This is a genomic window from Exiguobacterium aestuarii, from assembly GCF_020171655.1.
Lineage (GTDB): Bacteria > Bacillota > Bacilli > Exiguobacteriales > Exiguobacteriaceae > Exiguobacterium > Exiguobacterium aestuarii_A.
This window is the reverse complement of the sequence record NZ_JAIVAC010000001.1, coordinates 56,108-70,457: the sequence shown is the minus strand read 5'-3', so window position 1 is coordinate 70,457 and position 14,350 is coordinate 56,108. Positions and strand designations below refer to the sequence as shown.

Below are 14,350 nucleotides of genomic sequence, written 5' to 3'. Positions count from 1 at the left end.
AAGGATGACTCAATTCATTATACTGGTGTCGTCTCTGCCTCTTGGACAGCGTATTCATAGCTAGGAATTTCAACGATGAAGGTCGATCCCTCGTGTTGAATCGATTCCACATGAATTTGACCATTATGGCCACGGACGATTTCTTGACAGATTGGTAACCCAAGACCCGTTCCACCGATTTCACGGCTATCGGAGTTATCAACGCGATAGAACTTATCGAACAAGCGGTCGAGCGCGTCGCTCGGAATTCCGATTCCTTCGTCCTTCACTTTAATGGATACGATTTGTTCATGATGGGCAAGCTCCACCGTGATTTTCCCACCACGTGGAGAATACTTCACCGCATTCGACAGAAGATTACTCATCAGTTGCTTGAACTTCTGGCAGTCAACGAACAACTCATAAGGACGTGCGTCATCTGCGATTAATTCGAATTCGTGCTTCAAAGAAGACGCTTCATAGAACGTCAACATATCACGGACGACCGGTTCGATATCAAGTTGTTCCCGATCGTACATCTGGCTGCCGGATTCCATCCGCTGCACATCGAGAAAGTCGTTGACGAGGTGCGTCAGACGTTCCGTTTCCGCATGAATCGTCTCTAAATATTTTGCTTGTTTCTCATTTGGTAACTGCTTCTTCACCATCAATTCTGTAAATCCGTAGATAGACGAAAGTGGTGTCCGCAATTCATGAGAAATCGTAGAGATAAATTCACTCTTCAGTCGCTCAGCCTCTGTTTCACTCGTAATATCCCGGAAGACGAGAAGCGTTCCTTTCGAAAGACCGCCGACGATGATCCGTTCTGCATACATCTGCAAGTTCATTTCACCTTTACGGATTGAGAAGCTCACACTGTCATGCGGGAAGTCTTCGGTGAACAATCGATTGGTGTACTTCGTAAAGTCTTCCGCTTGATCCACGGTTTCGACAAGACGATTGCGCCACTCTTCCCATGATTCTTCTTCAAGGTCCTGCGCGCTGACATCACTCAGTTCTGGGAACATCTCGTAGAGTGGTCGGTTCACGAAAACATCATCCGTCGCATGTTCGATATAGACGACCGCCTCTCGAATCGAGTCGAGGATGCGTTCTGTCTTCCCTTTTTCCCGCTTCATCTCTTCGAATAGACGCATCCGTAAGAGCGAGAGTGAAAGCTGGCGAGCGAACGACATGATGTCACCCATCTGCGTTTGTGTGAAACGGTCTTTATAACGAACCAAATAGATGAACGCGATGATCGAGTCATCTGTCGGGTCATGGACCGGCACCGCCGTCTCAAACATATAGTACGGATACGGGAGTGGGTGGTCACTTGCGACTTGTTTCGATGAATGGACTGTCGTCTTCAACGTCATTGCTCGTGTCAACACGGAATTCTCACTATCGAGCAATTGACGTGACAACGTCTCATTCAAGCCATGGCTCGTCACGCGGTATGTGCCCGATTCATCGACGAAGACGAGTGCACCGACCTCTGAATCGGTGATGGTCACGAGTTTCTCGATAATCTCTGGATAAGCCGTCAGCGAATCACGTGACGCTAACGTTTCCGTCAATTCGTTTCGGTAAGCGAGATGTTGTTCGTTTTGTTGAGTCTGTTCGAGAATCTCTTCAAGCTCTTGTTGCTGTGCCTGAAGCTCTTCTTGTTGCGCAATCAATTCTTCTTGCTGTGCTTGAAGTTCATGGTTCTTTTCAATCAAATGACGTTCGTTGTCACGAAGTGTCTCGGCCATCTTATGGAACGAGCGAGACATCGTCCCGATTTCGTCTTCACGCTCCATTTGATCGCTCAAGTCGACAATTTCACCTTTCAACAAACGGTTCGAAGCAATCGAGAGTTTTGAAATCAAGCGTGTTTGACGACGAAGGAACGGTTGGACGAATAACAAAATCAATGCGGCAAATGAGGCGATGCTCATGATCCACAAGAATTGAAGCATGTTATTGTTTTGGCGCCATTCAGCGTAGACGGTCTCTTTTTCAGCTGACATTAATTGACGATATTCCCAAAGAGCAGACTCTACTTCATCAATTGGCCCTAAAATATCGATGCCTCGCTCCGGGTTAAATTGGACGAGCCCTTGGTCAATCAAACGTTGAGCCGTCGGTAATTCGGCAATTGTCTCGGCATCGATAAACGTTTCCGTAATCTCGCCATTTAATTGTGCCTGCGCATACTCATATGTCACCGGAATGATGACGTCATAGTAAAAGTCATGGAACTGCTGTAAATCTTCAGCAAACAACTCACCTTGGCGAGTAGTGACTTGCGTTTTAAACCAATTAATTTCTTGTTGGAACTTCGCTTCGTTCGCACTTGCCCGTTCGAGAGACGAGGTATCTCCAAACAAGAGATATCCACGTGTGTCGTACTGATCGGCCTGCCAATCATCCCAAAGTGAAGTCAAACGATTAACGCGTTCGTCCACTTGACGCAACTTCGCCTCATTCGCCTCGAGTCGATTCTCGATATAAAAATATGTCAGAACCGATCCAACCAACGCAATGGCGAGGAACGAATAGAGGACGACCATGATGTCACGTCCGAGTTTTTGTTTAAACCACCTTTTCACTTCACGATGCCTCCTATGATTTTGACAAGTTCAAGTGGGCTAAACGGTTTTGAAATGAAGTAGTCGACACCAATCTCATTCGCGCAATCACGGTCAGATTGTTGGCTTTTCGCTGTCAACATCATCACTTTCGTATCTTGCCGCCCTGGTAACTTCCGTACTTTTTCAATGACCTCAAGCCCTGTCATGCCGGGCATCATATGGTCCACAATTACCAAATCATATTCGTTTTCTTCAATCAATCGATAGGCCTCTACTCCATCTTGCGCCTCATCGATGTCATATCCTTCATCTTCTAATGTATCCATAACGAGCATGCGTAGTACTTCTTCGTCTTCCGCAAGTAAGATTTTAACCATAGTCGTTCCTCCATTTTTTATCCCATTTAATTATTTTAACGGATTTGTAATTGTTACACAAAACAAAAAGACGTACGAAACCTATCTTCGTACGTCTATTGCCTAATCACTTGAGCGCAAAACCTGTATTCTTCTCATACAACTTCTTTTTCAGCGAACTGGCTGTTGTATAAATCTTCATAAAAACCACCGGCTTCAAGCAGCGATTCATGTGTACCTTGTTCGATGACACGACCTTGGTCCATCACTAAGATCAAGTCTGCATCTTTAATCGTTGATAAACGGTGTGCAATAACAAAACTTGTTCGCCCATTCATCAACCGCTTCATCGCCTGTTGAATCAAAATCTCGGTGCGCGTATCCACACTCGATGTCGCCTCGTCCAAAATCATAATCGGTGGATTAGCGAGAACCGCTCGCGCAATCGTCAGTAACTGTTTTTGACCTTGTGAGATATTATTCGCTTCTTCATTCAAGACGGTGTCATATCCGTTTGGCAACGTCCGGATGAACGAGTCCGCATGCGCCGTCTTCGCCGCGTTGACAATTTCATCTTCTGTCGCCCCGGTTTTTCCGTAAGCGATGTTGTCACGGATTGTCCCATTAAACAACCACGTATCCTGTAAGACCATCCCGAACGTGTGACGTAAATCTTGTCTCGACATTTTACGCGAGTCTTTCCCATCAATCAAAATCTCTCCATCGTTCAATTCATAGAAACGCATGAGCAGATTGATCAATGTTGTTTTCCCGGCACCGGTCGGACCGACGATGGCTACCGTTTGTCCCGTCTTTACATCGAGATTCATATCTTGAATGAGTAGATTCTCTGCATATCCGAAGTCGACGTGACGGAATGCGACATTCCCTTCCGCTCGCTCCAATCGATAAGTCGTTACTTCTTTTACTTCTTCCTCTTCGTCTAACAACTCGAAAACACGTTCTGCCGCAGCGACCGTCGACTGGACGATGTTCGCGATGTTCGCTGTTTGCGTAATCGGTTGGGTGAACTGTCGCGTATACGTGATAAACGCCTGAATATCCCCGATCGAGATGCTTCGTTGTGTGACTAAAATCCCACCGACGACACTGATCAACACGTAACTGATGTTCCCGATGAACATCGTCATCGGCATGATGATCCCAGAGATAAATTGCGCCTTACGTCCGGCATCATAAAGTTCTTCATTCACCTCATCAAACTCACGGACAGCTGTCTCTTCACGACCGAACGCTTTGACGACCGCGTGCCCGGTATACATTTCTTCCACGTGACCGTTCAATCGTCCGAGATGACGTTGTTGATCGGAAAAATATTGTTGTGACCGTTTTAAAATCGGACGAATCGCAAAAATCGTGAGTGGTAAAGACACGAGAGAGATGACCGTCAACAGCGGACTGATGGACAGCATCATAATCAAAATTCCGACAATCGTGACGATTGAGGTAATAAATGACGTCACACTTTGTTGAAGCGTGCTCCCAATCAAATCGATATCGTTTGTCACTCGGCTCAACGTCTCTCCATTCGAACGACCATCGTAATATTTGAGTGGCAATCGTTCCAATTTTTTATTGACGTCTTCCCGCAAATCATAGACGGTCTTTTGCGCAACGCCTGACATTAAATACTGTTGCACGTAGTTAAATAGACTGCTGATGACGTAAAGTCCTGCGAGTAACGACAAGATTTGTCCGATTCTCGTGAAATCGATCTCTGCGCCTGGTACACCGGTGAATTTCGCATAGGCGCCTTCAAAGAGTTCCGTGATGGCAATCCCCATGATCTTTGGACCGGCAATCATAAAGACCGTACTTAGAATCGCTGCGACGAAGACCGCGATCAGTGTGTTTCGCCGCGGTTTCAAATAGGCGAGTAGTCGACGGAACGTGACTTTGAACTCCTTCGGTTTCTCACCCATCATCATCATGTTCCCACCGCCAGGACCCCCTGGACCACCGTGCCCGCCATGAGTTTGTCGCGTCGTTGTTTGTTTCTCACTCATGCGATTTCCTCCTCAGACAATTGCGACTTCACGATTTCTTGATAAACCGCATTCGTCGCAAACAATTCATCATGTGTACCGATTCCGGCCACGCTTCCTTCTTCTAACACGATGATGCGATCGGCATCCATGATCGTACTCACCCGTTGCGCGACAATCAATACGGTCGCATCTTTTATCTCTTCTTTCAACGCCTTACGTAACGCAGCATCCGTCTTGAAGTCGAGTGCCGAAAAGCTGTCGTCGAATACATATAGATCTGGTTTTCGAACGAGTGCCCGTGCGATGGAGAGACGTTGCTTTTGTCCACCAGATACGTTCGAGCCACCTTGCTCAATCACAGATTCATATCGATCTGACATCTTCTCGATAAAGTCGCTCGCCTGTGCGATTGACGCGGCATGTTCGACTTCTTCGGTCGTCGCATCGGCTTTCCCGTATCGAATATTCTCTGCAATTGTACCGGTGAACAGTAACGCCTTTTGCGGAACGAATCCGATTTTCGAACGGAGCTCCTCTTGCGGTACGGCTTGAACATCGACCCCGTTCACGCGAATTTTGCCAGACGTCACATCATAAAATCGAGGAATCAGATTGACGAGTGTCGACTTACCAGACCCCGTTCCACCAATCACCGCCGTGACTTCTCCTGGGTTTGCTGAGAAACTGACATGTGATAATGCCGGCTCTTCGGCACCTGGGTAAAAGAACGTGACATCATCAAACACGAGTGTCCCGTGTTCCACATCGGCCGTTTTCGTGCCGTCATCGACGAGTGAAGGAGTCATCTCGAGCACTTCATTGATGCGATTCGCAGATACAGATGCTCGCGGAATCATGATGAACATGACAGAAGCCATGACGAGCGCGAACATGATTTGCATGACATATTGAATGAACGCCATCAAATCCCCGATTTGCATCGCCCCGTTATCGATTCGGATGCCCCCGAACCAGATGACGCCGACGACGGTCAAGTTCATGACGAGCATCATGGCCGGCATGAGGAACGCCATGATTTGGTTGACTTTAATCGAGACGTCCGTCAATCGTTCATTCGCCTCTGTCAAACGAACTTGCTCTTCTTTTTCACGATTAAAGGCCCGAATGACACGAATACCCGTCAAATTTTCTCGTAGGACGAGATTCAATCGGTCCAATCGCTTTTGTACTTTCTTAAAGAGCGGCATCGCCTTCCAGAAAATAAGGAAAATTGAGATGACGAGAACAGGCATGGCGGCAACGATGACAAGTGACAACGTTGCATCTTTTGACGTCGCCATGATCAAACCACCTACGAACATGATCGGTGCACTGACGACCATCCGAAGCATCATGATGATGACTTGCTGGACTTGCGTGATGTCGTTCGTCGTCCGCGTGATGAGCGAGGCTGTGCCGACACGATCGAACTCTTCCAGCGAGAAACGCTCGACATGGTTAAACACACGTCTTCGTAAGTCACGTCCGAATCCCATCGCCGCTTTCGATGAATAAAAACTTGCCACGACCGCTGCAAGCGCCCCGAGTCCGGTTACACCGAGCATGATGCCACCCATTTGCCAAATATAGCCCGTGTCTCCTGTCACGACCCCGTTATCGATGATATCCGCCATTAATGTCGGTAAGAATAAATCTGCTAACGACTGGGCGAACACAAATAACAAGACCATAAGGACGGCCCATTTATAAGTAATCAAACGTTTTAACAACTTAATCATGACGACATCCTCCTTCACAATCGGTGAATCCTTCGTTCAACCCATCTGCAATCTGTTGATGCGCTTCAATCATATGGCGATACGTCTCTTTATCTAGACGAGCGAGGATTTGATTCAACTGTTGTTCGGTTCCTTCCTCCTGCTGTTCAATCTCCTCAATCAATCGCTTGCCGGATTGATCGATCGTCAATACCACTTCGCGTCGATTGTCCGGGTTGATGTCTCGACGAATGAGCCCTCTTTCCACAAGTCCATCCAATGATTGACTCAACGTACTCTTCGGCATCCTTGTGCGCCGAACCAACTCTTTTTGAGTGATCGCCCCTTGTTCATTCAACATCATCAGTCCGTGAAGCTGTGGCAAGGTAAGGTCATTTTGTTGGGCCGTCTGATGCATGAGACGAATCAACACACGTTGGACGCGCCAAAACGATTGCATCATTTCCCGCGCTCTTGTTGCGCTCATCTCGGTCATATTTCTTCACTCCTTTTATCGTTCCGTTTCGGATTGTTCTATATGGAACAATTACTTATATAAAATAAGTTACTCCTCCATAGCTCACTTGTCAACGATTTAGAATGTGAAAATGCACATAACAAAAAGAGCGATGTCATGTAGCTGACATCGCTCAACGTGTAGCCTTTATGAAGTTGTTACCGTGACGATTTCTTGTAAATCAAGTGAGTAAATGAGCGTCTGTTCGACACGAATCTCCCAAATCGTCTCAATGGCCTCTCGGTACAGTTGCAACTGAATCGCGTATCGCTCACGGAGTCGCTCGTGTGCGTCTTCACGAGATTCGGACAAATGGACGACGGCATCTGATTTATAATCCAACAGGACATACGATGTTCCGTCGAAATACAGACAGTCGATAATCCCTTGAATCAAGACGTCCTCATCCGTAAACTGTCCATCCGGGTTGACTCGTTCAGCCGGAACGGTATAGGTGAACGGAAGCTCTCGCCACGCCGTGCCGCGCTCAAGCGCGTCGGCGAGCGCTTGCCCGACGTCGGTCTGGAAAAATGCTTCGACGTCAGGAATGGCAAGACGCGCCGTCTCAGCCTCGACCGGGCTCAGCATACCGTGTCTCTCCCATTGATCGATTTGATCGACAATCGGTTGGTTCGGATCAGCCATTTGGAAAATCAAATGTAACGTGGTCCCCCGTTCGGCACCGGTCTGTTTCACTTGACGCCATTTCGGCTCCCGATAAGGTGTATCGATCGGACGAACCGGGTCTTCGAAGGCGGCTTGTTCCAGTTGCATCGCCCGTTTTAATTCCGTCACTGTCTGTTTCGCCGCTGTGCGTACAGCATCCTGAGCTGGATAGCTATAAGTTAACGCTTTGTGGACGGCACGAATCGTCTCATCCTCATTTTGAATAGGAAAATCAATCGCTTCAAATCGTTGCACATGGTGGAGTTGTGCCATCATTTCTTGAAGTGTCGCAATCTCTGCAAGATCGTCTTCTCCAATCAAACGATACGTCCACGAAGTCGATTCATAAAATGAGGCGGGTACCGTGAAACCGAACGACTCGATAAATGTCGTGGCACTTGGCAAACGTAAGAGTGCTGGCGCAATCCAATCCAAGTACGTTTTCGCCTCTCGTCTCGCCTCACTTGCTAACAGTTCCCCAGATTGCCCGACCTGTAGCCATTGCTGGAGCTGCTTGGCTGAATCTCCAACCGTACCGACGAGAATGAGTTTCTCTTTTGCCCGTGTCAATGCGACATAGAGGACACGCATCTCTTCGGCTTTCATCGTTGCATCCAAATCTCGTCGGATCATCTCTTTCACGAATGTTTCCGATTTCGTACGTGTCACGACATCAATCGCATCGAGTGAAATTCCATATTGCTTATGGAAAATGACGCGCTGTTTCTGGTCGAGTGTATTGAACTGTTTTCCGAGCTGGGCGACAATCGTCACCGGGAACTCAAGACCTTTTGACTTATGCACAGTCATGATGCGAACAACGTTCTCCTCATCACCGAGAGAACGCGCCTCGGATAAATCTTCTCCTGTATCTTGTAAACGGTCCATGACACGTAAGAAGCGATACAGTCCACGATAGCCGCTTCGCTCGTAAGAGAGGGCGCGGTCATAGAGCGCTTTTAAGTTTTCCTGGCGTCCTTTCCCACCAGGCAATCCACCCGAGAAGTCATAAAACCCAGTATCGTTAAACAGCTGTTGAATCAGTTCAGATAAGCTATGATTGCGTGCATACGTACGCCAGTGGGAAAGACGATCGAGAAAATCTCCACACTTCACGCCAAGCTCGTCATCGTCATCCGCTTTTGCTTTCAAAGCTTCAAAGAAAGAATCTTCGGACTCGAGTCGGATTCGTGCCAATTCCCCATCATCGAATCGGAACATCGGGGAACGGAGCGCACCGGCGAGCGGGATGTCCTGTAGGGGATTATCAATTACTTTCAAGAGAGCAAGAATCATTCGAATCTCTGTCGCTTGAAAATAGCCGCCATCTGAATCCGTATAAGCCGGAATGTTGTACTGTGTCAAAATGTCCATCAGCTGTTCAACCCGCCCTTTTTTCGAACGAACGAGAATCACGATGTCCCGGTACTCACAGTTTCTTAGTTGACCCGTCACTTCATCCGTCACTTTGAACGGTTCTTCCCCAGATACTAATTCTAGGATTCGAGTTGCAATCGCTCGTCCTTCGACTTCCTGTTTCGATAATTCGCGACTTGTCCCGTCGACGATCATGAATTCAGGATTCGCTGGAATCGGTTCATATTCACGACCCGGCACGAGTTGAGCGGCCTCATCATAAGCGATTTCTCCGACCTCTTCGTCCATGAGCTGGACGAACAAGTCATTGATTCCATGAAGCACCTCTGCCCGACTGCGGAAGTTTTGAGAGAGATCAATTCGTTTTCCCGTGTCCGCCTGTTTGAAGCGCGTCGCCTTATCGATGAAGAGACCCGGTTCCGCATGACGGAACCGATAAATCGACTGCTTGATGTCTCCAACCATGAACAGGTTCCCAATCTCTTCCCGTTCATTTGCGACCAGGTTGATAATCGTTTCTTGAATTTCGTTCGTATCTTGATATTCATCGACTAGTACCTCGACGAAACGTTCCTTGTATAGAGCGGCGACATCAGACGGTCCATCCTCCTGCCGTAAAATGGCGAGCGCATAATGTTCCAAGTCGCTAAAGTCGACGAAGGCTCGGTCACGTTTCGCTTGCTCATACGCTGTTCCGAACGCACGGACCGTTCGGACGAGCGTCTTGACGAGAGGTTGTTGCATCGATACGCTCTCTAATAGATCCGCCCCACTGACACGTGCCCGTTCAGCAGCTGCCGTCAACTTCTTCTTCGCTTGATCGTACGCCGGTTTGAGCACCTCATGATAAATTTGATGCTCCTCTTTTTTAGGGACGGCTTTCATCGTTCCAAACTTCATCGCACGTGCAGCCGTTTCAAGTTCACTCCAGACAATTTCTTCCCCTTCTAACTGTTCAAACGGGAAAATCGCCTGACGAATGTTTTCCGACTGCGGTTCATAGCCTGCAACCCGAAGTTCCGCCTCGAGCTTCCGAAGATCACGCACCGCTTTCTCAATGTCCTGCCACAGCATGTGACCGAACTCGATGAGGATGGCTTCATGATCCGGGTCATCGCCGAACGAATACATCGAAATGAGTTTGTCCAAATAGGCATCAGGGTCTGGGAGTGTACGAGCATAATGATAAAGACCAAGAATAAGGTCTTCGATTTCGCTATCGCCACGGTCTGACGTATAGGCATCGACAAGGGCGAAGAAATCCGTATCCTGCTTTCCGTACTCCTCTTCAAGCACCTCTTCTAACACATCATCTTGTAAGAGCACGAGGTCACGTTCTTCCGCAATCTTGAATGCCGGGTCTAAGTCTAACAAATAGTAATTCTCGCGAATCACTTCTAAGCAAAACGAGTGGATGGTTGTAATGAGAGCCCGATTCAACATTTGTCGTTGTTTTCGGACGTACTCATTCGTCGGGTCGTCGCGCAACGCCTCTTCGAGCGCCTTTGCGATGCGTCGCTTCATTTCTGCAGCTGCCGCGTTCGTAAACGTGACGACGAGCATACGGTCTGCCGTCAACGCATCCGCTTCGTCCAGCAATCGGCTAGACAACCGTTCAACGAGAACTGCTGTCTTTCCTGAACCGGCCGCAGCCGAGACGAGTACGTGACTTCCCCTCGCTTCAATTGCGGCGAATTGATCATTCGTCCATTTCACGGTCATCCCCTCCTAACTCCTGAAATACATCTTCTTTCTCTAACTTTTTCAATTTGCGTGGTTCATTCGCGAGTGCCTCGTCAAAATGGCAGACACTTTGGTACGGACACGTCTGACACGGGCGGCGCTCTTTATATTCGTAAGGTTCTACGTCAATTTTTCCTTCATACATCTCTTCGGCACTCGATTTGACGACGCCAAACGCATGGTCCATCAATTGTTCGAGCTGAGGTGGTGTGACAATCTTCTTCAGTGTATTCGAATCAGGTGTGCCATCTTTTTTATATTTGACCGGGATGACGATTGATTTTTTCGAAGACCCTTTCGCAGAGCGGTCCATCATCTCCAAAATTTCCGGATCGTCGACCAACAACCCTTGCATCTGATACGACTCCAATACTTTCTGTCGCGTCTCTTCCTCAGAACCTGCCGGTGGGACGAGTGGGCGATGAACGTGGAAATACAGTGCCGCAGCCGGCGCTACATTCTCTTTCGTCCATACCTCCGCCTGTTCAATCAATACTTTCAAGTAGATGAGCATCTGCATGGCAAGACCATAGTAAATTTCCGCGAAGTCGACTTCACGTTTGCTCGACTTATAATCGACGATACGAACGTACAGCTGATCGTGGACCATCGCCGTGTCGACACGGTCGATGCGGCCGATGAGCTCACACGTGGCTCCATTCGATAACGTGAACGAGACAGGAGGGAACTGCCCACTCCCGAACGCGAGTTCAAACGCTTTCGGGTCAAATCCGTCCCGTTTCGACTGTTCAATCAATACTTCTGCCGTCTTGCTGACGACGTCCGTCAATTTTTTCTTTAAATAGGCGTAACGATTTGAACTCATCAGAATGGCGTGTTGGATTTCAGGCGTCACGAGTTCTACTGCCTGTTCCGCTAAGTTCACACATTCATCAGGTGCCACATCTCGCCATTCTTTTCCGTCCATCTTCACCGTTTGTGACATATGTTCAATCGTTCGGTGATACAAGTTTCCGATATCCGGTGCCTCGAGTCGATACAATCGGCGTTCCTTCAGGCGCAAGCCATAACTCGCAAAATGTTTGAACGGACATGCTTGGAACGTCTCAAGTCGCGAGACACTCGCCCGAATCGACGGTGTATAAAGAGATTTAGCCACATCGTCGTCTAGTGATTTCGGGATATTTTGATAGAACAGGGCGCTCGTCAACAACTGCAAACGTTCACGACCATCCGGATGTTTTAACAGTTCGTTATAGACGGCGAACCACATATCTTGAATCGGATAATGACGACTCAATCGTTGCAGTTCAAGAGCCGTGACCGCTGCCGTCTGGTTCACGTTCGTCAAAAAGGCGAATTGGTCACGTGGTCGGTGCTCTCCTGCTTCAGCAAAGTGTGTCTTAATGATGTTTTTATGGAGACGCACCTTCAAATCAGCGATGAAACGTGCCGGTTGAACCGCCTTACCCGTTCTGTCGACGAGGGCGTAGCTAATATAGAGACGCTCACTCGGTGCCGTCACTGCTTTATATAAGTAATACGTTTCATCATCGAACAAGTGCTCGGTCGCTTTCCCGGCACGCAGTCCGTTCTCATGCATGAAGTCCAAGTCGTGATCGGTCAACAGTTTGGACTGTGTCGTGACGAGAGGGATTTGGTCTTCATTTGCCCCGAGCAAGAACACCACTTTCTTATCAATCAATCGACCACGGACATAGTCCGTCACCGTCAACTGATCGAGTGAAGGTGGAATGAGCGCATAACGTAGACTATCTAGCCCAGTGTCCATCATCTGAAGAAACAGTTCCGTCGACAACTTCTCTTCCGGAGCTGCCGCTTCCAATTGTTCGAGTAGATGTAAGACCGCGTCCCACACTTGGGTATGCTCACGCGCTTCGAGCAACTGCGCTTCTTCAATCGCCTCGTCACGCCAATGGGTCAGACAGTTGGATACACCAATCCGCTCCAAAAAGGCATACATGGCATGCGTATAGGCTTGCATCGTCTTCGCCTGCTTCAAATCCGCTAACAACGGATCGAACGTTTCGATGACGCGTTCCCGGTATCGATTCAACTCCGCTTCGACGTCTAGCTCTTCACTCGTCAGTCGCGCTTCTTCCCCTGTACGACGACGCAATTGCCATGCATCGTGCCAATGATAGTGTTTGATTCCGCGCTCAATGACGAACGCTTCGAGACGGTCAACGGACGTGCGTCGATGTGTCGGGTCGAGGACGACGAGTTCCGTCTTCAATGCCCGGAAGACCGCTTCCTCCCGATAGCTACGCAAGGCGATGTCGATGGTTGCTTTCAACAATTCGACGAGCGGATGGTCAAGCATCGGTTGCCGTTCATCTAGGAAGTAAGGAAGTCCCATCTTTTGTAACGCCTGCGATGCCAAATCGCCATACTCTTCGAGTGAACGTGAAATGAGCGCGATATCCCGGTAACGATATCCTTCTTCACGGGTGAGTCGGATGACTTCTCGAACGGCCGCCTCCACCTCGACAGTCCGGTCGACGGCAGCATGTAAATCGACGCGGTTCTCTGCCCCTGTATACGGCTCTGCCGTCATCTGGTCAAACGTCGCCTCTAAATAGCGAAGGCTTGGATGCTTATAGCGATAGATGGTGTCATACGGTTTGTCGACCGATTGAAGTTGCCGTTCCGACAAGAGTTCCTTGAAGCGCATGAGCGTCCGTTGCGTCGGTCCAAACAATGGGTCAGGACGATACATCGATGAGGGGTCGAGCGTCAGCAACACATCGACGTCGACTTTTTCCGCAAGACCGACAAGGACGGCTAATTCCTGCTCCGAGAACTCATTAAATCCGTCCACGTAAACACGGACTCCCGTCAAATCCGTCTCGGGCAACAGTTGCAACAGGACGTTGAAGTAATCTTCCGCATGTAGCGACTTCCCTTCTGTCATCTTTAAAAATCCTTCATAGATGATGGAGAGGTCCTGTAACTTCAAGGCACGATGTTGCGCTTGTTCACTCAACCGCAACAGATGTTCGGGTTCGACAAGTCCTCGCTTCAACATCGAAATCAATTGGTTCAACTCTTCATAAAATCCGAACTGGTTCATCGTTCGACGGAACAGGGTCAATCGTTCCTCGCTCATCTCGACAACTCTCCGCAACAACAGATGTGTCCCCGTCTGATCTAAAAATTGGTCAGTCGCCACTCCCGCATCCCGCATCATCAAAAATGCAAGACGGCGCATCGATAATACTTGGATTCTTGTCGAGCCGCGCAGGCCGTCCACTGTCGCCATCTTCTTCTCCATTTCAAACGACATTTGGTCCGGCACGATCATATAAATCGTTGGTCCGCTCGGGTTTTGTTTCAGTTCTTGAATAACCTGTTCGATCATCCGTTCACTTTTCCCCGTTCCCGATCGACCGACGTGAAAGGTTACTGTCATTTTAGCGAACAC

General features: G+C 48.5%; 7 protein-coding genes. All 7 read right to left on the bottom strand.

Going from position 1 to position 14,350, the window contains the following annotated elements; all coding sequences use genetic code 11:
* Positions 1–17: 17 nt before the first annotated feature.
* The 7 genes from LCM29_RS00380 to addB all read right to left on the bottom strand — a co-directional run bounded on the left by LCM29_RS00380 (position 18) and on the right by addB (position 14,338).
* Positions 18–2,576 carry an ATP-binding protein gene (locus tag LCM29_RS00380; RefSeq protein WP_224860229.1) on the bottom strand — a complete coding sequence of 853 codons (2,559 nt, stop codon included), beginning with the start codon at positions 2,574–2,576 and terminating at the stop codon, positions 18–20.
* On the bottom strand, positions 2,573–2,935 hold the full coding sequence (locus tag LCM29_RS00375) for a response regulator (protein WP_074032651.1): 363 nt from the start codon (positions 2,933–2,935) through the stop codon (positions 2,573–2,575). Before LCM29_RS00375 ends, LCM29_RS00380 begins: the two co-directional genes overlap by 4 nt.
* Positions 2,936–3,069: 134 nt before the next feature.
* Positions 3,070–4,941 carry an ABC transporter ATP-binding protein gene (locus LCM29_RS00370; RefSeq protein WP_318247811.1) on the bottom strand — a complete coding sequence of 624 codons (1,872 nt, stop codon included), beginning with the start codon at positions 4,939–4,941 and terminating at the stop codon, positions 3,070–3,072.
* The gene (locus LCM29_RS00365) at positions 4,938–6,662 is read right to left on the bottom strand and encodes an ABC transporter ATP-binding protein (protein ID WP_224860227.1); all 1,725 of its coding nucleotides are present in this window, start codon (positions 6,660–6,662) and stop codon (positions 4,938–4,940) included. The genes LCM29_RS00370 and LCM29_RS00365 overlap by 4 nt, the downstream gene beginning before the upstream one ends.
* Positions 6,655–7,137, bottom strand: coding sequence for a MarR family winged helix-turn-helix transcriptional regulator (locus LCM29_RS00360; RefSeq protein ID WP_224860225.1), 483 nt, complete (start codon positions 7,135–7,137; stop codon positions 6,655–6,657). The genes LCM29_RS00365 and LCM29_RS00360 overlap by 8 nt, the downstream gene beginning before the upstream one ends.
* Before the next feature lie 168 nt (positions 7,138–7,305).
* Positions 7,306–10,923, bottom strand: coding sequence for a helicase-exonuclease AddAB subunit AddA (gene addA / locus LCM29_RS00355; RefSeq protein WP_214785389.1), 3,618 nt, complete (start codon positions 10,921–10,923; stop codon positions 7,306–7,308).
* A complete protein-coding gene (gene addB, locus LCM29_RS00350; RefSeq protein ID WP_224860223.1) occupies positions 10,901–14,338 on the bottom strand; it encodes a helicase-exonuclease AddAB subunit AddB in 3,438 nt (1,145 codons plus the stop codon). Before addB ends, addA begins: the two co-directional genes overlap by 23 nt.
* Positions 14,339–14,350 lie beyond the last annotated feature (12 nt).